We start from the raw sequence: 18655 nt of genomic DNA, 5'->3' as shown, positions 1-18655 counted from the left end.
CCTCAACGCCCTTATCCTCGCCTACGGCGACCGGATCGCCATCTAACAATCTCGATCACACCACAGGCCCAAACACGGAAATCGACACACTCCCGCACCCGAGAACGGGTGCCGGCCTTCACGCGTCCGGGTGAAAGGTCCCGGGTAGCCGGGGTGCGGCCGGCGGCGGCAGGGGTTGGATGCGGGCATGGACGAGGTGGACGCGACCGACCTCCGGCGGGCGTACGACGAGGTGCTCGCGGAGGTCGACGCGGGCGGGTTCGGGCCGCCGCCGGACGGCGAGCTGAGCGCCGAGCAGATCGTGGCGCACCTCGCCGCCAACGACGAGTTGATGAGCGAGGCGACGGAGGCGGTGCTGGCCGGCTCGCCGTTCGCCTACTACGACGTGGACACCATCCACCGGCCGCAGCTCGACGCGTTGGTCTCCGAGTGCGGCGGGCTGGACGGTCTCGCCGCGCTGCTGCGCGGCACCAGTCAGAAGCTCTGTGCGCTCGCCGCGCGGCTCGGCCCGGCCGCCGAGACGCCCGTGGAGACCGTGCTGCGGGAGGGCTTCGACCTGGACGTGGACGAGTCGCTGCCCTGGGGGCGGGCGTTGGACCTGCACATGCGGGTGCACCTGCCGATGCACCTGACCCAGCTACGCGCCTTGCGCCGCCAACCCCACCTGGCCTGAGGGCACGGGCGCCCGGAAGGTGCGGCGGTAGGCCGTCGGGGCGACGCCCACCCGCGCCTGGAAGTGCTGGCGCAGGGCGGCGGTGGTGCCGAAGCCGGCGTCGCGGGCCACCCGGTCGACGCTGAGGTCGGTGGTCTCCAGGAGCACCCGGGCGTGTTCGGTGCGCTGCTGGAGCAGCCACTGGGCCGGGCTGAGCCCGGTCTCGGAGCGGAAGCGCCGGGTGAACGTGCGGACGCTCATCCGCGCGTGCGCGGCCAGCTCGCGCAGCGTGACCGGCTCGTGCAGCCGCTGCCGGGCCCACTCCCGGGTGGCCGCGGTGCCGGTGTCCGCGGTCCGGGGCACCGGCCGTTCGATGTACTGCGCCTGACCGCCGTCGCGCCACGGCGGCACGACGCAGCGCCGGGCCGCCCGGTTGGCCACCGCGCTGCCGTGGTCGGTGCGGATCACGTGCAGGCAGAGGTCGACGCCGGCGGCCACCCCGGCCGAGGTGAGCACCCGGCCGTCGTCGACGAACAGCACCTCCGGGTCGAGGCGTACGCCGGGGTGAAGCCTGCGGAAGCGGGACGCGTACGCCCAGTGGGTGGTGGCGGGGCGGCCGTCGAGCAGGCCGGCGGCGGCGAGCACGAACGCGCCGGTGCAGATGGACATGATCCGGGCTCCCCGGTCGTGGGCGGCGCGCAGCGCGGACGCCACCTCGGCGGGCACCGTGCCGTCATCGAGCGGCGGGCCGGCGTGAATGCCGGGGACGAGCACCGTGTCGGCGGTCTCCAGCAGGTCGAGCCCGTGGTCGGGGAGCACCTGGAAGCCGGCGGTGCTGCGGACCGGCCGGCCGCCGGTGGTGCAGGTGCTCACCGCGTACAGCGGGGTCCGGTCCTCGGTGCGGGCGGCGCCGAGGACCTGGGCGGGGGTGCCGAGGTCGAGGGCGACGACGCCGTCCAGGGCGAGCACGGCGACGCGGTGCGGTACGACGGTCATGGCCCGATTATTGCGCACAATGGCTTTCCGGCCACTCGTCCGGCACCCACCGGTGGACCGAGACTCGACGGGTGAGAAGACTGCATCCCGCCTGGCTCGTCGCGGCGGTCGCCTTCGTGGCCCTGGTCGGCGCCGCCGGCTTCCGGGCCACCCCGGGCGTGCTGCTGCACCCGCTGCACGCCGAGTTCGGCTGGCCGCTCGCCACCATCTCCGCCGCCGTCTCGGTCAACCTGCTGCTCTACGGCGTCACCGCCCCGTTCGCCGCGGCGCTGATGGACCGCTTCGGGATCCGCCGGGTGGTGGCCGGCGCGCTGGCGCTGGTGGCGGCCGGCAGCGGCCTGACCGTGGCGATGACCGAGAGCTGGCAGCTCGTCCTCTGCTGGGGCGTGCTGGTCGGGTTGGGCACCGGCTCGATGGCGCTGGCCTTCGTGGCGACGGTGACCGGACGGTGGTTCGTCAAGCGTCGGGGCCTGGTCACCGGGGTGCTCACCGCGGGCGGGGCGGCCGGTCAGCTCGTGTTCCTCCCGCTGCTCGCGGTGCTGGTGCGCGACCACGGCTGGCGCACGGCGGCACTCGTCGTCGCCGGGGCCGCGCTGGCGGTCGTACCCCTGGTGGTGTGGTTGTTGCGCGAGCATCCGGCGGACCTGAGCCGACCGCCCTACGGCGCGGCCGCTGTCGTCCCGCCGGCCCGGCCGGAGGGCGGCGCGGCGGCCCGCGCGGTGGGCGCGTTGACCGCCGCCGCCCGGACCCGGCCGTTCTGGCTGCTCGCCGGCGGCTTCGCGATCTGCGGCGCGACCACGAACGGCCTGGTCGGTACGCACTTCGTGCCGGCCGCGCACGACCACGGCATGCCGGAGACGACGGCCGCCGGCCTGCTCGCCGTGGTCGGGCTCTTCGACATCGCCGGTTCGATCGCCTCCGGCTGGCTCACCGACCGGGTCGACCCCCGGCTGCTGCTCGGCGCCTACTACGCGTTGCGCGGGGCGTCGCTGCTGGTGCTGCCGAGCCTGTTCGCCGGCTCGGCCCGGCCGAGCATGCTGGTGTTCATCGTCTTCTACGGGCTGGACTGGGTGGCGACGGTGCCGCCGACGGTGGCGTTGTGCCGGGAGTGGTTCGGCGCGTCCGGCGCGGTGGTCTTCGGCTGGGTGTTCGCCGCGCACCAGGCCGGCGCCGCGGTGGCCGCGACCGGCGCCGGGCTGGTCCGCGACCGGCTCGGCGACTACGCGGCGGCCTGGTACGCGGCCGGCGCGCTGTCGATCGGCGCGGCCGGGCTTTCCCTGCTGCTGCGCAGGCGCGGCGGGGAGCCGGCGTTCGCGCTGCCGGTGCCGGCCGGCCGGCGGGCCTGGAGCTATCGGGGCTGACCGGTCAGCCGAGCGCCCACTGCTGCTCGGCGGCGCCGGTGCACGGCGCCTGTTCGAGTTCCCGGCCGGCCTCGGTGCCGGCGTCGTCGACCTGCGCGCACTTGCCGCTGTGCACGGCGACCAGGAGCACCGGGCCGGCGCCCGTCGGGTTGAGCTTCCACTGCTGGTTGGCCTGCCCGGTGCAGGACCACTGGAGCACGTCGGCCCCGTCGTCGCCGCTGGCGCCGTTGACGTCGAGGCACTTGCCGCTGGCGGCGTTGACCAGCAGGTAGGTGTCGGCGGAGACCGGTGTGACCACCCACTGCTGCTCCGGGCCGCCGGTGCAGTCGGCGAGCGCTGCCTGCGCGCCCTCGGGGTCGTCGCCGACCACGCCGACGCAGCGCCCGGACGGCACGCCGCGAACCACCTTCGGGGTGGCCACCGGCGCGGCGGGCGTGGTCGGCGCGGCGCTCGGGGTGGGTGACGGCGCGGCCTGCGTCGCCGGCGGCGGCGCACTCGACTCGCTCTCCGCCGGGGTCGGCACGGCCGCCGCCGGCACCACCTGCCGGTCGGCCCCGCCGCCCAGCACGCCGGTGGCGAAGAAGGCCCCGAGGAGTACGCCGACCAGGGCGACGCCCAGCGCGATCCGCATCAGCGGGTCTCCGGGCAGCCGGACGCCACGGGCGCGGCGGGCGCCGTAGACGGTGCCGGACGGGTCGGTGTGCTGCTCGGCCATGGGGGCATCCTGACCCACCGGGGCGTCCCAGGGCCAGCCGACCCGGCGGCCGGGTGACTCAGTCGACGACCCGGACGTCCTTCCAGAAGGCCACCCGGTCGCGGACCATCTCCGCGTCCGGCTTCGGCTCCGGGTAGTACCAGACCGCGTCCGCGCTGGTGGCGCCCTCGTGTTCGAGCGAGTAGTAGGAGGCGGTGCCCTTCCACGGGCACACCGTGTGCGTGTCGGAGGGGCGGATCAGGTCGTCGCGCAGGGCGGACCGGGGAAAGTAGTGGTTTCCCTCGACCAGCACGGTGTCGTCGCTCTCCGCGACGACCAGGTCGTTCCAGACTGCTTTCGGCATGCCCTCCACGCTATGCCGGTGGCCGGGCGTCGGCCACCGGTCAGCGGACGGGTTCCGGGTCGGTCACGTCGGCGACCGTCGCGTCGAGCGCGGCCAGCGCGGCGTCCGCCGCGAGCGCGACGGCGATGCCGTGCTCGCCCGCGCCGAGCGTGATCTCCCGGCCGCGCAGCCGCTCGTCGGCGATCACCGGCCAGGCCGTGCTGGCCCCGAACGGCGTGATGGTGCCGCGCGCGTAGCCGGTGGCCTCCTTCGCGGCGGCGGCGTCGGGCAGGGACATCCGCTTCACCCCGAGCAGGGCGCGCAGCTTCGGCCAGGAGACCACCCGGCCGCCCGGGGTGAGCACGAACAGGTGGTCGCCCTCGCCGCGGCGGACCACGATCGTCTTCACCACGTCCGGCACCTCGACGCCGCGCGCCGCGGCGGCCTCGGCCAGGCTCGTGACCGGTCCGTGCCGGATCACGCGGTACGGCAGTCCGGCGGCGTCGAGGGCGTCGAGCGCGGGGTTGACCATGGCCGTCACGGTAACCCGCGCGTCGCCGACGGGTCGGCGGAAGGCCACCGTGGACATCCCACGAATTGTCGTGCCCGGGCGTAAAGTGATCTCATGCGAGCTGTCCGTGATCATGAACGGGCGGTGGACGCGCTCCGGCGGTCCTACGCCGCGGTGCCCGCCGGCGAGACGGTGCGGCTGGCCAAGCAGACCTCGAACCTCTTCCGCCCCCGTTCCGCGCCGCGCGCGCCGGGGCTGGACGTGAGCGGGCTGACCGGGGTGCTGGCCGTGGACGCGGCGGCCCGCACCGCCGACGTGCAGGGCATGTGCACCTACGAGGACCTGGTCGACGCCACCCTGCCGCACGGGCTGATGCCGCTCGTCGTGCCGCAGTTGCGCACCATCACGCTGGGCGGCGCGGTGACCGGGCTGGGCATCGAGTCCACCTCGTTCCGCAACGGCCTGCCGCACGAGTCGGTGGTGGAGATGGACGTGCTCACCGGGGCGGGGGAGCTGGTCACCACCCGGCCCCGGGGCGAGCACGCCGACCTGCACCGGGCGTTCCCCAACTCGCTGGGCAGCCTCGGCTACGCCACCCGGCTGCGCATCGAGCTGCAACCGGTGGGTCGGCACGTGGCGTTGCGCAACATCCGGTTCACCCGGCTGGAGGAGTTGGTCGACGCGATCGGCGAGGTGGTCGACAAGGGCGCCTTCGCCGGCGAGCCGGTCGACGCGATGGACGGCGTGATGTTCAGCCCCGGCGAGTCCTACCTGGTGCTCGCCACGTTCACCGACGAGGCCGAGGGCCACCCGTCCGACTACACCGGCCAGGAGATCTACTACCGCTCCCTGCGCCGCCGCACCCGCGACGTGCTGACCGGATACGACTACCTGTGGCGGTGGGACACCGACTGGTTCTGGTGCTCGTCCGCGTTCGGCGTGCAGCACCCGGTGGTCCGGCGGCTCTGGCCGCAGCGCTACCGGCGCAGCGACGTCTACCACCGGATCGTGCGACTGGAGCACCGGCACCAGGTGGCGGCCCGGGTCGACAGGTGGCGGGGCCGCCCGGCCCGCGAGCGGGTGGTGCAGGACGTGGAGATCCCGCTGGACCGGACACCCGAGTTCCTCCGCTGGTTCGCGGGGAACGTGAAGATGAATCCGGTGTGGCTCTGTCCGCTGCGACTGCGGGAGCCGGCCGGCCCGGGTTCGGCCCGGGCCTGGCCGTTATATCCGCTCCAACCGGGCGAGACGTATGTGAACATCGGCTTCTGGGGGAGCGTGCCGATCGCGGCGGGCGCGGCCGACGGCGACGTCAACCGGCGGATCGAGCACATGGTGTCGGAGTCGGGCGGGCACAAGTCGCTCTACTCCGACGCGTACTACGACCGGGCCGCGTTCGACCGGCTCTACGGCGGGGAGACCTGGCGCGCCGTGAAGGACCGCTACGACCCGGATCACCGACTCACCGGACTGTACGAGAAGGCGGTATCCCGAGCATGAGTCTGACCGACCGAACACCGGGGGCGGCGAGCGCCTCCGCCGGACCGCCGCCGGCGGGCGGCCGGCGCACCGGACCCACCGTGGCGGACGTGATCCGCGCGGTCACCGCCGGCGACCTGCCCGTGCGGGTCACCGGCTACGACGGCAGCGCGGTGGGCCCGGCCGACGCCGGGATCACCCTGTCGATCCGCACCGAGCGGGGCCTGTCCTACCTGCTCACCGCGCCGGGTGACCTGGGCATGGCCCGCGCCTACGTCAGCGGCGACCTGGGGCTCGACGGCGTGCACCCGGGCGACCCGTACGAGGCGTTGCGGGTGCTCAAGGACGAGATGCCGTTGCGGATGCCGCCGGTCGCCGACGCGGTGGCCCTGGTCAAGGGGCTGGGCTGGGAGCGGCTGCGGCCACCGCCGCCCCCGCCGCAGGAGGCGGCGCCGCGCTGGCGGCGGGTGATGACCGGGCTGCGGCACTCGAAGGTCCGGGACAGCAGCGCGATCTCGCACCACTACGACGTGTCGAACGCCTTCTACGAGAAGGTGCTCGGCCCGTCCATGACGTACACCTGTGCGGTCTTCCGCAGCCCCGGTGACACGCTGGAGGAGGCGCAGCGGGCCAAGTACGACCTGGTCGCCGGGAAGCTGGCGCTCAAGCCGGGGATGCGGCTGCTCGACGTGGGCTGCGGCTGGGGCGGCATGGTCCGGCACGCGGCCCGGGAGTACGGCGTGAAGGCGCTGGGCGTGACGCTGTCCCGGGCGCAGGCCGAGTGGGCGCGGGCCGCGATCGAGCGGGAGGGGCTGGGCGACCTGGCCGAGGTGCGCCACCTCGACTACCGGGACGCGCCGCGCGAGCAGTTCGACGCGATCTCCTCGATCGGGCTGACCGAGCACATCGGGGTGCGCAACTATCCGGCCTACTTCGGCGCCCTGCGGTCCCGGCTGAAGCCGGGCGGGCGGCTGCTCAACCACTGCATCACCCGCGCCGACAACCGGGCGCCGCACCGCTCCGGCGCGTTCATCGACAGGTACGTCTTCCCGGACGGCGAGCTGGCCGGCCCGGGGCGGCTGATCAGCGAGATCCACGACGCCGGGTTCGAGGTGCACCACGAGGAGAACCTGCGCCAGCACTACGCGCTGACGCTTGCCGGCTGGTGCCGCAACCTGGTCGACAACTGGGACTTCTGCGTGAACGAGGTGGGCGCGGGCACCGCCCGGGTGTGGGGCCTCTACATGGCCGGCTCCCGGATGGCGTTCGAGCGCAATGGCATCCAGTTGCACCAGGTGCTCGCCACGCACAACGGACCGCAGGGCGTCAACGGCTACCCGTTGCGTCCCGACTGGACGCCCTGACCCGTACCGACGAGAGGCCGCGCCGCCCGCGCGGCCTCTCGTCGTTCCTATTGACAAGGAAGTTTTGTACGTACAAACTGATTTTGCCATGAGAGACGTCCTGTACCTGGAAGAACGCGAGCAGGCCGAAGCCCTGCTCAAGCCGCAACGCATCGAGGTGCTGCGGCAACTCGCCGAGCCCCGCACCTGCACCGAGGTCGCGGCCCGGCTGGAGCAGACGCCGCAGCGCGTCTACTACCACGTCAAGCAACTGGTCGCGGCCGGCCTGGCCGAGCAGGTCGCCGACCGGCGGGTGCGCGGCATCACCGAAGGCATCTACCAGGCCGTCGCCCGGTCCTACTGGCTGTCCCCCCGGCTGGTCGGCCGCATCGGCGACGGGCGCCGGGTGCGCGACGAGCTGAGCCTCGGCTACCTGCTCGACCTGATGGAGGAGGTCCAGGCCGACATCGCGGCGCTCGACCGGGCCGCCCCCGAGCTGCCCTCGATCGGGGTGTCCGGCGAGATCCGGGTGCCCGCCGAGCGACGCCAGGAATTCCTGCACGACCTGCAGTCGACGCTGCGGGACCTGTTCACCCGCTACGGCGGCGCCGAGGGAGAAGCCTTCAAGCTCGCCGTGGCCTGCTACCCGAAAGGGGACAACCATGAGTGAGCCGCTGACCGTCCGCGCCCGCCTCGCCGCCGACGTGGCGACCGTCCGCCGCGCCCTGACCGACCCGGCCGAGCTGCGCGTGTGGCTCGCCGAACACGCCGAGGTCGACCTGCCCCGGCGCTACGAGTTCTGGGGCCGCTACACGCCCGAGGGCGACGCGCCGCACCAACGGCTGCTGCACGCCGACGACAAGTCGCTGCGCTTCGCGTGGACGCTCGACGGGGTGGAGACCACCACCGAGTTCGAGCTGGCCCCCGACGGCGACGCCACCGTCCTCACGCTGCGGCAGAGCCACTTCTCGTTCGAGGAGGCGATGAGCGGCAGCACCATCCGGGGCGTCCTCCAGACCTACTGGGCGCTGTGCGTCGCCAACCTCAACGCCCACCTGGAGGGGCGGCCGCTGCTGCCGCGCACCGACTTCACCTCCGCCGACCTGCGCGGCGAGCTGCTGATCGACGCCCCGGTCGACAAGGTGTGGACCTCGCTTACCGACTCGGAGCAGGCGAGCGCCTGGTTCGGCTACCCGATCGGGATCGAGCCGTGGGAAGGCGGCCGCTACGCGATGGGCGGCTTCGACACCGGCTACGCGGCCAAGGTGCTCGACGTGACGCCCGGGCGGGCCCTCTCGGTCGACTGGGGACCCACCGGCGTGACCAACTGGGAGCTGGCCGAGTCCGACGGCCGGACCAGGCTGACGTTCGTGCAGTCCGGCTTCGACGAGGGCAACCCCCCGTACGCGGCCTGGACCGGCACGGTAGCCGGCCTGGCCGAGCTGCGCCGCTTCCACGAGCTCCCCACCTGGCGCCCCATCTGGCTCTGAGGTGAAAGGAGGGGCCCCCTGTTAACGCCTCAGGTATAGGAGGGGGCCCCGCTTAACGCCTGCCGCGCACCGCCGATCCACAGGAAGGGCACAAGCACGGCCCAGATCCCCGCGACACGGTGGAGACGTCACCGACCGAGGAGGATCCCGTGCACGATCTCGCCGAGAGGCCCCGGCCCGCCGCGCTCGCCCCCGCGCCCCGCACCGTGAGCGCGTCGCCGGCCGCCGGTGCCCCACCCGCCCCGCCCACTCGGGTCACCCCGTCCGGCGGGGCAGTCGATACCGGTCCCGGCCGTCGCCGTACCCGCCGGCTCGCCGCGGCCGGCCTCGCGCTGGTACTCATGCTCGGCGGTGGCGCGAGCGGCGCACTGGTCACCGACCGGCTCCTCGACGACGGCTCGGTCGCCACCGCGATCCGGGTCGTCCCGGCCGCCACCGGCACCATCGACTCGCTCTCCACGGTGGTGAGCGGGGTGTCAGCGAGCGTCGTCACGGTCACCGCCGCCACCGCCGACGGCACCAGTCTCGGCTCCGGCATCGTCCTCGACGCCGACGGGCTGATCGTCACCAACGCGCACGTCGTCTCCGGCGGCAACCGGTTCTCCGTGCAGCTCACCGACGGACGTACCGCCTCGGCCACGCTTGTGGGCAGCGACGCGGCGGCGGACATCGCGCTGCTGCGTGCCGACGGCCTCACCGGCCTGACCCCGGCGGTGCTCGGCTCGGACGCGACGCTGCGGGTCGGTGACGCGGTGCTCGCCTTCGGCAGCCCGCTCGGCCTGGCGGGCACGGTGACCTCGGGCATCGTCTCCGCGCTCGACCGGTCGGTGGACGACATGACCGGACTGATCCAGACCGACGCGGCGATAAACCACGGCAACTCCGGTGGCGCGCTCGTCGACACCGCCGGGCGGGTGGTCGGCATCAACGTCGCGATCGCCACCACCGGTCAGGACGAGGGCAGCATCGGCCTCGGATTCGCCATCGGCGTCGACACCGTGCGTGGCGTCGTGGACCGCCTCACCCGTGACGCGGGCCCGGCTTAACACGTGTCCCGGGTGGGTAATGGCGGGCGATGTTCTTCATCTTCGGGCTGCGGACCAAGGTCGACCGGTCCGGCGTCGTCACCCAGGTCTGCCGCCACTGCGGCAACCAGGCCGCGCAGGTGATCACCCGGCGGTCCACCAAGTTCAGCCTCTTCTTCATCCCGCTGATCCCGATCCGCACCCGCTACGCGCAGCAGTGCACGTTCTGCGGCGCCCAGTACGACATCTCCCGCGCCGAGGCCGAGCGCCTCCCGGTCGGCTGACCGTGACCCGCTTCCTCTGCTGGCTGATCGGGCGGCAGCCGGTCACCCCGCCCGCCGTACCGGTGCACACCGCCGCCCGCCCGCCGTGCACGCCCGGCCGCCGGCACCGTCGCCGCAGCCGCCCGACGGCGGGCGCGCTGTCCCCCCGCTCCCCGTGGAACCGTTCCGCCGGTCGCTGAGTCGCCGGCGCAGGTGTTAACAAGGGCCCCCTCCTCTACCGGAGGCGTTAACAGGGGGCCCCTCCTTACACTTCACCGGGTGGAAGATCGGCTGGGGGAGATTCGGGGTGGGGGGCCGCCGCGGCGGCACAACGCCCGCACCATCGCGGCGCTGACCGGCAATCCCGGGTGCACCCGCCGGGCCGTGCTGGACAGCGCCGGCGCGGACAAGCCGGCGCTGGCCGAGCGGCTGGGCTTCCCGGCCCGCTTCGGCCGGTCCCGGTTCGCCATCACCCGCGGCAACGTGTTCGAGGCGCAGCTCAAGGCGGACGGCGGGGTGGAGCTGCTGCGCCTGGTGGCGGAGCGGCTCGGCGTACCGGTCCCACCCGGCGCGACCTGGACGGATCTCGGTGGTGACGACGACCGGCCGGAGCGGTCCCGCGCGGCGATGACCGCGCCCGGCGACGGCCCGGCGCTGTTCGACCATCCGCTGCTCGGGCTGGACGTGGCCGGCCGGCGGGTGCACCTGGAGCCGGACCTGGTCGCCGCCCGGCTGGCCGGCCGGTTCCACGTGGTGGAGATCAAGTCGTTCCCGGTGATCGACGGGCAGGCCGACCCGGCCAAGGTGGCCGCCGCCGCGATCCAGTCCGCGGTCTACGTGCTGGCACTGCGTGAGCTGCTCGCCGCCGAGGGCCGCGATCCGGAGCTGGTCTCGCACGAGGTGGTGCTGGTCTGCCCGCGCGACTTCGGCAACCGACCGGTGGCGAGCCTGCTCGACGTTCGCAGGCAGTTGCTGGTGCTGCGCCGCCAACTGGCCCGGATGGCCCGCGTCGACGACCTGCTGGCGACCGTGCCGGCCGACTTCACCGCCGATCCGGCCGCCGACCCGGCGGCGCTGGCCGCCGCGCTGCACCGGGTGCCGGCCCGCTACGCGCCGGACTGCCTGGCCGTCTGCGAGCTGGCCGCCTTCTGTCGGCACGAGGCGCGCGGCCAGACCGGGACGCTGGGCCGCCCGGTGCGGGAGGCGCTCGGCGGCGTGGTCGAGGTGGCGGACGTGCTGGCGCTCGCTGAGGGCGGGCGCGCCCCGGAGCCGGAGCAGGCGGAGGCCGCCGCGTTGCTGCGGGCCGCCGCGCGCCTGCGCGCCGACGCCCTCACCGGAGACCCCGCATGAGTACGCCCCGAAGCGCGCCCCCGTGTACGGGGCGCCCTCGACGCCGAGCCGGTGGTGCGCGGTGAGCACGCTACGCGCGCTGGCCCGGGCGCAGGCGGTCGCCACCGGCCGGGCCCAGCCGGTGGCCACGGTCCGGCACCTGCACCTGTCGGACCGGCCGCTGGTGCTGGTGCCGCTGGCGCTGGCCGGGGAGGCGAACGCCCCGCTGGCCGCGCTGGTCGGGTCCGCGCCGGACGACGCCCGGCTGCTGGTCGTGCCGCAGCCGCGCAACCGGGACCAGCGGTTCGCGTTCGCCGCCGAGCTGGCCGGTGTGCTGCTGCCCTGGCTGGACTCGTTCCGTCAGGTGACCGAGGCGGTGGCGGTGGACCGGGGCCGCGACGTCCGCCACCGGTACGTGGACGCGCCGCAACTGCTGGTGCCGAACCCGGCCGGGATCACGTTCCTGCGGTTGTTCGGCCGGTCCACCCGGTTCCGCCGCCCGGACGGCGACCACCCGGTGCACCCGTCGGTGCCGGTGCTGGGCCGCTGGCTGACGTTCTTCGCGGAGCGGGCCGAGCAGCCCGGCTCGTCGGCGTTGCTGGCGATGACCGACGCGTTGACGGTGCACTGGGCGACCGGGCAGAGCGCCGTGGAGGATCTGCACCTGCCGGCGGTGCTGGGCTGGCTCGATCCGCCACCGGGGTGGACCGGGGCCGAGGCGGCGGCGCGGGCCGAGGACCCTGCGGTGTGCCCGCCGGCCGGGCCGGCCACCGACCCGGACTTCGACAACCACCGGCTCGCCCCGGCGATCGAGGCGTACGCGGCGGCCGAGGACGACCCGGTCGCCCGCGCCGAGGCGTACGACGTGCTCCGTGGGCTGCTGCGCGGGCAGCTCGCGCCGACCTGGGAGCTGATGTGGCGCGGCGTCGGGTTGTTGCGGGCGGTGCCGCCGGGCGCGCGGGTGGCCGGTCGGTGGGCCGGGGACCGGGACGCCTTCACCGGGTTCGCCGAGCACGTGGACGCCGGGGGTGGGCCGCAGCCCCGGCGCGACGGTGCGGTGGCGGCGGCGGTGCGGTTGCAGCGGCTGGAGCGGGCGTCGACCGCGTGGGCGGTGCAGCGGGCGTACGACGATCCGCTGGTGATGGCGGAGCACCGGCTGGCCGGGGAGGCGTTCGTCGGCGAGGTGACGCTCGCCGACCCGAGGCGGGTGGACGACTCGGGTAGGCGGCCGGTGCTGCGGCCCCGGATCCAGGTGGTGACCACGGAGCCGGTGCCGATGCCGGTGGGCGCGACGTTGTATTCGCCGGCCCGGCCGGGGCAGAAGGCGACTGTGGTGTTCGTGACGCCGGGCGCGGACGGCAAGACCGATGTGGTGCTGGAGTTGTCCGGTGGGATGGGGCGGGGGTTGACCGCGCCGGCGGGCAGCGTGCCGGAGGTGGGGGAGCGGATCTGCCTGACCGTCCTGTCGGACGGCTTCCTGCCGGGTGGCGCGTTCCCGGCGCCGGAGGAGACGCCGTGGACGCACGGCGGCCCGCCGGCCCACCACGAGGAGTAGTGGTATCAACTCATTTACATGCTTGAAACTTAATCGGTTCAGTAGTGCACTGGGGGCACCACCGTCCCGACCCGAAAAGGTGACCCATGCGACGAAGCAGGTTCCGCCTCGCGTCGACCGCCGCCGCCACCGTCCTGGCCGCCGCCACCGCGCTCTCCGTCATCACCCCGGCCGAGGCGCACACCGTCTCCCCGGTCAACGCCAACGCCTCCACCGCCACCCGCGCCGTGCTGAACTGGCTGGCCCACCTGCCCAACCGGAGCAGCAACCGGATCGCCTCCGGCTTCTTCGGCGGCTACAGCAACAGTGGCTTCTCGCTGACTCAGACCGAGGAGCTGCGCAACGCGACCGGCCAGTACCCGGCGATCCTGAGCTGCGACTACGGCTCCGGCTGGGCGACGAACAACGACATCACCGCGCTCGTCGACTACTCCTGCAACTCGTCGCTGAAGTCGTGGTCCGCCGCCGGTGGCCTGGTCACCATCAGCGTGCACCTGCCCAGCCCGGCCAACGCCAACGGCGGCGGCCTGAACACGCCGATGGGCAACTTCGCCGACCTGCTCAACCCGTCCACCGCGGCGGGCGCCCGCTGGCGGCAGCTCCAGGACAAGATGGCCGCCGGCCTGCAGGACCTGGAGAACGCCGGGGTGCCGGTGCTGTTCCGGCCGTTCCACGAGGTCAACGGCGACTGGTTCTGGTGGGGCAACCGGGACCCGAACACGTTCAAGCAGGTCTGGCAGCAGATGTACACCTACCTCACCGGCACCAAGGGGCTGGACAACCTGCTCTGGGTCTACTCCGCCGACTTCAGCCGGGGCAACCGCACCGCCTACTACCCGGGCGGCTCCTACGTGGACGTCGTCGGGATGGACGCCTACGACGACAACCCGCAGGTCTCCGGCATCCAGTCCGCGTACAGCGAGCTGGTCGGGCTGGGCAAGCCGTTCGCGTTCGCCGAGATCGGGCCGGACAGCCAGGGCTCCTTCGACTACGGGCGCTGGGTCACCGCGTTCCAGCAGAGCTACCCGAAGACGTCCTACTTCCTGGCTTGGAACGACGGCTGGGGCCCGGCTCGTAACTCCGGTGGCAGCACGCTGTTCAACAACTCCTGGATCGCCAACCGGGGCGAGGTCGACCTGGGCAACGTGACCGAGCCGGGTGGCGGCACCACCACCCCGCCCCCGTCCGGCGGGACGCTGCTCAACGGGTTCGAGACCGGCGCCGAGGGCTGGACCGGCGCAGGAGTCACCGGCGGGCCGTGGCAGGTCACCGAGTGGGCGTCGCAGGGCACCCGCTCGCTCAAGTCCGACGTCAACCTGGCCGCCGGGGCCGCGTACCTGAAGAAGACCGCCACCACGAACCTGAGCGGGCGCGCTACGCTGCGGGCCACCGCGCGGGTCGCGCCGTGGGGCAGCTTCGGCGCCGGCAGCCAGGCCAAGCTGTACGTCAAGACGGGCGCCGGCTGGCAGTGGTTCGACGGCGGCACGGTGGCCGTGACCTCGGCCGGGGTGAACCTGTCGCTGTCGCTGTCCGGGGTGGCCAACCTCGGTGACGTGCGGGAGATCGGCGTGCAGTTCGTGCCGGCGGCCGGCGCGAGCGGCACCTCGGCGGTCTACGTGGACAACGTCACCGTGCAGTGAGGACGCCGGTCCGGCCCGGCCACGTGCCGGGCCGGGCCGGGCCTCAGGCCAGTGCGGCGAGGGCCGCCCGCACCTCGTCCGCCGCCGGCCGGTCCGGGTCCGCCGCCAGCATCGCCTCCAGGCTCCTGGCGTACGCGACGTCGCGTGCCCGGTCGGCCGCGACCTCGACGTCCGGGGCCACTCCGCAGCCCTCCCAGTTGGTGCCGCTCACCGCGTGCACCGGCCGGGCCACCGGCACGGTCAGCTCCAGGTGCCGGTGCAGCCGGTGCCCGATCCGCGGATGCGCCCCACCCCGGGTCCGCTCGCCGACCACCGTGGCGCGGCCGAGCTGTTGCAGGTCGTACGCCAGCTCCTCGCCGCCGGAGAAGGTGCGCGGGCCGGTGAGCACGTGCACCGGCTTCTCCGGCGCGTAGCGGGGGACCGGCAGCCAGGCGGCGCTCCAGAACTGGCGGGTGGCCCCGGACCGCTCGTGCATGGTGTGCAGGTGCACCGGCTCGGCGAAGAACCAGCCGCAGATCAGGGCCACGCCGTCCGGGCTGCCACCCTCGTTGCCGCGCAGGTCGAGCAGGAGCGCGTCGGTGCCGGCGAGCAGCCGCAGCGCGGCGGTCAGCGCGTCGCCGGCCAACTGCGGCGGGAACACGTACGGGGCGATCTCCAGCAGCCCGACGTTGCCGGGCAGTCGTTGCACCCGGGCCACGCCGCCCATGGTGCGCGCGGCGAGCCGGGCGAAGTGCTCGTCGGTCGGGTCGTCGGCGGCCTCGGGCAGCGGTTCGTCGTGGTGCTTGAGCCGCAGGTGCAGGTCGTCGTTGACCGATTGAAGGTCGGCGGTGACCAGCGCGCCGAGCGCGGCCGGGTCGGCTGCCCCGGCGTACGCGCCGGCGCGCAGGCGCTCGCCGAGGTGCGCGGCGATCCGGTCCGCCACGTCGGGCAGGACGTATTCGGCGGCCACCAGCGCGGCGGCCCGCTCGACGATGTCGGTGATCTCGTCCGGAAGCATGCGGTGAGTAGAGCAGCCGGTTGACAAAGCGTCAATGGAACTAGACGCTTTCGCGGTGACCACCGACCCGCTGGAGATCCGCACCCCGGTCCAGTTCAAGGCGCTGGCCCACCCGTTCCGACACCGGCTGCTGTTCGCGCTCGGCGCCGGCCCCGCCACGCTCAGCCAGCTCGCCGCCCGCCTCGGCGCGGCCAAGGGCACTGTCGCCCACCATCTCAAGGTGCTCACCGAGGCCGGCATGGTCCGCGAGGCGCACCGCCGGCAGGTGCGCGGAGGCACCGAGCGCTACCACGAACGCGCCTTCCGCCGGCTGGTCGGCGAGGCCGCCGACGCCGGCGCCACCGCCGCGCTGTTCGGCGCGTTCGCCGAGGAGGTGGCCGGCGACCCGGACCCGCTGGTCCACCTGCGCCAGCTACGGCTCACCCCGACCCAGGCGCGGCGGCTGCGGTCCACCCTGGACACGCTCGTCGGCGACGCCGAGGAGGCCCCGCCCGGTGAGGCCCGCTACGGCGTCCTGGTCTCCCTCTACCGACACCCCGCCCAGGTCAGGTGACCGACAGCGAACGACTCTGGCGGCGACCTCCGGCGCTGACTAGGCTTGCGCCGTTCGTCGTCCGCCGTCCGGTCCTCCTCGCCGAGGGCGCACGTCTGGAAGAGAGCCGGAGCGCATCGTTGTCCCCCAGCACGACGTGAGCCTCGCCGTCGCCGCGCCGGCCCGTCACCCGCTCGCCGGCCGTGTCGGACTCGTCGCGGCCGCCGTCGTCGTCCTCGGGGAGATGGTCTGGCTCGTCGTCGGCCTGCCCGGCGCGGCGCTGGTCAGCGACCTCGGCGCGATGGCGGTGTCGAGCTGGGCGGCGGTGCTCTGCGTCCGCGCGGCCCGCCGGCACCCGCTCGCGCTGCGACGGTTCTGGGGCCTGCTCGCGATCACCATGCTGCTGGCCGCGCTCGGCCGTGCGGTGTGGACCGTCGAGCGGCTCGGCGGGATCGACCTGCCGCACACCCCGTTGGTCGGCGCGCTCTTCGCCGCCGGCATCGTCACCGGCACCGCCGCGCTGCTCTGCTCCCGGGCCGGTCCGCGCAGCCTGGTCGGGCAGGCCCGCACGCTGCTCGACGGCGTGATCGTCGCGCTGGCGCTCATCCCGGTCGGCTGGGTGGTGGTGTTCCGCGACCTCGCCGACGCCGACCTGTCCGACCCGCTGCGCACGTTCGGGCTGCTCTACCCGATGTTCGACCTGATGCAGCTCACCATCCTGGTGGCGGTCGCCGGGCCGGGCCGGCAGATGTGGCGGGCGCTCACCGTGATCGGCGCCGGCCTGGCGATCCGGGCCGGCGCCGACGCGGTCTACGTCTCCCTCGTCGCGCACGGCAACTACGCCCCCGGCCACCCGGTCGACGTCTGCTGGCCGTTGAGCTACCTGCTGGTCGGCCTCGCCACCCGCTACCCGCCGCCCGGCGTCGGCGACGCCGACGACGACGCCGGCGAGTCGCCGCTGCCGCCGTGGTGGCGGGTGGCCCTGCCCTACCTGCCGGTGGGCGGCGCGATCGTCGCGGTGATGCTGTCCCGGCGGCCCACCGGGCAGACCCCGCACCTGGTCTTCGTCGGCATGATGGCGTTGCTCGGCGTGCTCGCGCTGCGGCAGGGGCTGGCCGCCAACGAGAACCTGCGCCTGGTCGCCCGGCTGCGCCGGCTCGCCTACTCCGACCAGCTCACCGGCCTGCCCAACCGGCTGACCTTCATCCGGCGGCTGCGCCGCGCGCTGCGCGAGGGCGGGCCGGTCGCCGTGGTGCTGCTCGACCTGGACGGCTTCAAGCAGGTCAACGACAGGTTCGGGCACGCCGCCGGGGACCGCCTGCTCACCACCATCGCGGAGCGCATGCGGGACGCGATCGGCCCGGACGGGATGATCGCCCGGCTGGGCGGCGACGAGTTCGCCGTGCTGGTCGCCGGCGACCGCCCGGTCGCCCCCGAGCGGCTCGCGGTCCGGCTGCTCGCCGCGCTCGAACCGCTGCCCGGCGAGGAGGAACTCGGCGTCCACCCGTCGGCGAGCATCGGCATCGCCGAGTACGGCCCGCAGCACAGCTCCCACACCGACCTGCTCCGCGACGCCGACATCGCGATGTACGCGGCCAAGGCGGCCGGCAAGTCCGCGTGGCGCACCTGCACGCCGGAGCTGCGCGAGTCGGCCGTCAGCCGGGCCGAGCTGATCGCCGACCTGCGCCGCGCGGTCGACGAGGGGCAGCTCCTGATGGAGTTCCAACCCATCGTCGACCTGTCCACCGGCACGGTACGCAGCGCCGAGGCGCTGGTCCGCTGGCGGCATCCCCGCCTCGGCGTGCTTCCCCCGGCGAGGTTCCTGCCGCTCGCCGAGGAGACCGGGCTGATCCTGGCCATCGACCGGTGGGTGATCCACGAGGCGTGCCGGTCGGCGGCGACGTGGCGCGAGCGGGCGCCCGAGGTCACCGTGGCGGTCAACATCGCCGCCGCCCACCTCTGCCGCCCCGACCTGATCGCCACGGTCACCGGCGCGATGGGCGCGGCCGGGTTGCCGCCCCGCGCGCTCACGCTCGAACTCACCGAGTCGGCGCTGATCGAGGGCAGCGAGGCGGTGCTCGACCGGTTGGCGCAGCTCCGTGACCTCGGCATCCGCATCGCCATCGACGACTTCGGCACCGGCTACTCGTCGCTGAGCTACCTGCACCGCATCCCGGCGACCGAGCTGAAGATCGACCGCTCCTTCGTGTCCCGGCTGGACGCCGGCGACGCGCGCGCGTACGCCACCGTGGAGATGGTCAACCGGTTGGCCGGCGCGTTCGACCTGACGGTGGTGGCCGAGGGGGTGGAGACCGGCGAGCAGCACGCGGCGGTCACCGCGATCGGCTGCCGGCAGGGTCAGGGCTGGCGGTACGGCCGCCCGGCCGCCCTCGCCGAGCTGCTGCCCACGCTGGCGCCCGCCGACGTCACCCGCTGACCGGCCCG

19 protein-coding genes are annotated in these 18655 nt (G+C 74.2%); 14 read left to right on the top strand and 5 right to left on the bottom strand.

The features are described 5' to 3' along the window. Positions 1 to 187: 187 nt before the first annotated feature. Positions 188 to 673, top strand: coding sequence for a hypothetical protein (locus ACIA5A_RS15455; protein ID WP_396761762.1), 486 nt, complete (start codon positions 188 to 190; stop codon positions 671 to 673). On the opposite strand, the gene ACIA5A_RS15450 is transcribed toward ACIA5A_RS15455, so the two are convergent. Continuing rightward, positions 638 to 1648 (bottom strand): GlxA family transcriptional regulator, encoded by a 1011-nt coding sequence (locus ACIA5A_RS15450; RefSeq protein ID WP_396761759.1) that lies wholly within the window; start codon positions 1646 to 1648, stop codon positions 638 to 640. The genes ACIA5A_RS15455 and ACIA5A_RS15450 overlap by 36 nt on opposite strands. 71 nt (positions 1649 to 1719) lie before the next feature. Between ACIA5A_RS15450 and ACIA5A_RS15445 the strand changes: the two genes are divergently transcribed. After that, positions 1720 to 3009 carry an MFS transporter gene (locus ACIA5A_RS15445; RefSeq protein WP_396761756.1) on the top strand — a complete coding sequence of 430 codons (1290 nt, stop codon included), beginning with the start codon at positions 1720 to 1722 and terminating at the stop codon, positions 3007 to 3009. Between the two features lie 4 nt (positions 3010 to 3013). Here the strand turns inward: ACIA5A_RS15445 and ACIA5A_RS15440 are convergent, their stop codons facing one another. The 3 genes from ACIA5A_RS15440 to ACIA5A_RS15430 are packed head-to-tail and all read right to left on the bottom strand — an operon-like array spanning position 3014 to position 4635. Next, positions 3014 to 3724, bottom strand: a complete 711-nt coding sequence (locus ACIA5A_RS15440) for an RICIN domain-containing protein (RefSeq protein WP_396761753.1) — start codon at positions 3722 to 3724, stop codon at positions 3014 to 3016. 58 nt (positions 3725 to 3782) lie between these two features. Further along, on the bottom strand, positions 3783 to 4067 hold the full coding sequence (locus ACIA5A_RS15435) for a DUF427 domain-containing protein (RefSeq protein ID WP_396761750.1): 285 nt from the start codon (positions 4065 to 4067) through the stop codon (positions 3783 to 3785). Positions 4068 to 4107: 40 nt separating this feature from the next. Then, positions 4108 to 4635 (bottom strand): aminoacyl-tRNA deacylase, encoded by a 528-nt coding sequence (locus ACIA5A_RS15430; RefSeq protein ID WP_396761747.1) that lies wholly within the window; start codon positions 4633 to 4635, stop codon positions 4108 to 4110. Between the two features lie 36 nt (positions 4636 to 4671). On the opposite strand from ACIA5A_RS15430, the gene ACIA5A_RS15425 reads away from it, so the two are divergent. The 10 genes from ACIA5A_RS15425 (at position 4672) to ACIA5A_RS15380 (ending at position 14681) form a co-directional block, all read left to right on the top strand. Continuing rightward, positions 4672 to 6057 (top strand): FAD-binding oxidoreductase, encoded by a 1386-nt coding sequence (locus ACIA5A_RS15425; protein ID WP_396761744.1) that lies wholly within the window; start codon positions 4672 to 4674, stop codon positions 6055 to 6057. Next, on the top strand, positions 6054 to 7400 hold the full coding sequence (locus ACIA5A_RS15420; RefSeq protein WP_396761741.1) for a class I SAM-dependent methyltransferase: 1347 nt from the start codon (positions 6054 to 6056) through the stop codon (positions 7398 to 7400). Before ACIA5A_RS15425 ends, ACIA5A_RS15420 begins: the two co-directional genes overlap by 4 nt. Positions 7401 to 7488: 88 nt before the next feature. Beyond that, positions 7489 to 8049 (top strand): helix-turn-helix domain-containing protein, encoded by a 561-nt coding sequence (locus tag ACIA5A_RS15415; RefSeq protein WP_396761738.1) that lies wholly within the window; start codon positions 7489 to 7491, stop codon positions 8047 to 8049. After that, positions 8042 to 8869 (top strand): SRPBCC family protein, encoded by an 828-nt coding sequence (locus ACIA5A_RS15410; protein ID WP_396761735.1) that lies wholly within the window; start codon positions 8042 to 8044, stop codon positions 8867 to 8869. Before ACIA5A_RS15415 ends, ACIA5A_RS15410 begins: the two co-directional genes overlap by 8 nt. Before the next feature lie 149 nt (positions 8870 to 9018). Further along, positions 9019 to 9915, top strand: a complete 897-nt coding sequence (locus tag ACIA5A_RS15405; protein WP_396761732.1) for a S1C family serine protease — start codon at positions 9019 to 9021, stop codon at positions 9913 to 9915. A gap of 29 nt (positions 9916 to 9944) precedes the next feature. After that, positions 9945 to 10178, top strand: coding sequence for a zinc-ribbon domain-containing protein (locus ACIA5A_RS15400; RefSeq protein ID WP_396761729.1), 234 nt, complete (start codon positions 9945 to 9947; stop codon positions 10176 to 10178). 2 nt (positions 10179 to 10180) lie between these two features. Continuing rightward, positions 10181 to 10357, top strand: coding sequence for a hypothetical protein (locus ACIA5A_RS15395; RefSeq protein WP_396761727.1), 177 nt, complete (start codon positions 10181 to 10183; stop codon positions 10355 to 10357). 79 nt (positions 10358 to 10436) lie between these two features. Beyond that, complete coding sequence (locus ACIA5A_RS15390; protein WP_396761724.1) at positions 10437 to 11507, top strand: hypothetical protein; 1071 nt, start codon at positions 10437 to 10439, stop codon at positions 11505 to 11507. Positions 11508 to 11568: 61 nt separating this feature from the next. Further along, complete coding sequence (locus tag ACIA5A_RS15385) at positions 11569 to 13041, top strand: hypothetical protein (protein WP_396761721.1); 1473 nt, start codon at positions 11569 to 11571, stop codon at positions 13039 to 13041. 86 nt (positions 13042 to 13127) lie between these two features. Further along, a complete protein-coding gene (locus ACIA5A_RS15380; RefSeq protein ID WP_396761718.1) occupies positions 13128 to 14681 on the top strand; it encodes a glycosyl hydrolase in 1554 nt (517 codons plus the stop codon). A gap of 43 nt (positions 14682 to 14724) precedes the next feature. Here ACIA5A_RS15380 and ACIA5A_RS15375 read toward each other — a convergent pair whose 3' ends face one another. Further along, on the bottom strand, positions 14725 to 15678 hold the full coding sequence (locus ACIA5A_RS15375) for a S41 family peptidase (RefSeq protein WP_396761715.1): 954 nt from the start codon (positions 15676 to 15678) through the stop codon (positions 14725 to 14727). Between the two features lie 34 nt (positions 15679 to 15712). Here ACIA5A_RS15375 and ACIA5A_RS15370 point away from each other — a divergent pair, with 34 nt between their 5' ends. Continuing rightward, entirely contained in the window at positions 15713 to 16231 is a 519-nt protein-coding gene (locus ACIA5A_RS15370) for an ArsR/SmtB family transcription factor (RefSeq protein ID WP_396761712.1), read from the top strand. Positions 16232 to 16367: 136 nt separating this feature from the next. Further along, complete coding sequence (locus ACIA5A_RS15365; protein ID WP_396761709.1) at positions 16368 to 18647, top strand: putative bifunctional diguanylate cyclase/phosphodiesterase; 2280 nt, start codon at positions 16368 to 16370, stop codon at positions 18645 to 18647. The last annotated feature ends 8 nt before the right edge of the window (positions 18648 to 18655 follow it).

The organism is Micromonospora sp. NPDC051300 (genome assembly GCF_044455315.1).
Classification (GTDB): Bacteria; Actinomycetota; Actinomycetes; order Mycobacteriales; family Micromonosporaceae; genus Micromonospora; species Micromonospora robiginosa.
This window is presented reverse-complemented; position numbering and strand designations above follow the sequence as displayed.

Excerpts from the sequence above, each read along its gene's own strand:
- ACIA5A_RS15455 (WP_396761762.1), top strand. The coding sequence starts at position 188 with ATGGACGAGGTGGACGCGACCGACCTCCGGCGGGCGTACGACGAGGTG.
- ACIA5A_RS15450 (WP_396761759.1), bottom strand. The coding sequence starts at position 1,648 with ATGACCGTCGTACCGCACCGCGTCGCCGTGCTCGCCCTGGACGGCGTC.
- ACIA5A_RS15440 (WP_396761753.1), bottom strand. The coding sequence starts at position 3,724 with ATGGCCGAGCAGCACACCGACCCGTCCGGCACCGTCTACGGCGCCCGC.
- ACIA5A_RS15435 (WP_396761750.1), bottom strand. The coding sequence starts at position 4,067 with ATGCCGAAAGCAGTCTGGAACGACCTGGTCGTCGCGGAGAGCGACGAC.
- ACIA5A_RS15430 (WP_396761747.1), bottom strand. The coding sequence starts at position 4,635 with ATGTCCACGGTGGCCTTCCGCCGACCCGTCGGCGACGCGCGGGTTACC.
- ACIA5A_RS15425 (WP_396761744.1), top strand. The coding sequence starts at position 4,672 with ATGCGAGCTGTCCGTGATCATGAACGGGCGGTGGACGCGCTCCGGCGG.
- ACIA5A_RS15420 (WP_396761741.1), top strand. The coding sequence starts at position 6,054 with ATGAGTCTGACCGACCGAACACCGGGGGCGGCGAGCGCCTCCGCCGGA.
- ACIA5A_RS15415 (WP_396761738.1), top strand. The coding sequence starts at position 7,489 with ATGAGAGACGTCCTGTACCTGGAAGAACGCGAGCAGGCCGAAGCCCTG.
- ACIA5A_RS15410 (WP_396761735.1), top strand. The coding sequence starts at position 8,042 with ATGAGTGAGCCGCTGACCGTCCGCGCCCGCCTCGCCGCCGACGTGGCG.
- ACIA5A_RS15400 (WP_396761729.1), top strand. The coding sequence starts at position 9,945 with ATGTTCTTCATCTTCGGGCTGCGGACCAAGGTCGACCGGTCCGGCGTC.
- ACIA5A_RS15380 (WP_396761718.1), top strand. The coding sequence starts at position 13,128 with ATGCGACGAAGCAGGTTCCGCCTCGCGTCGACCGCCGCCGCCACCGTC.
- ACIA5A_RS15375 (WP_396761715.1), bottom strand. The coding sequence starts at position 15,678 with ATGCTTCCGGACGAGATCACCGACATCGTCGAGCGGGCCGCCGCGCTG.
- ACIA5A_RS15370 (WP_396761712.1), top strand. The coding sequence starts at position 15,713 with ATGGAACTAGACGCTTTCGCGGTGACCACCGACCCGCTGGAGATCCGC.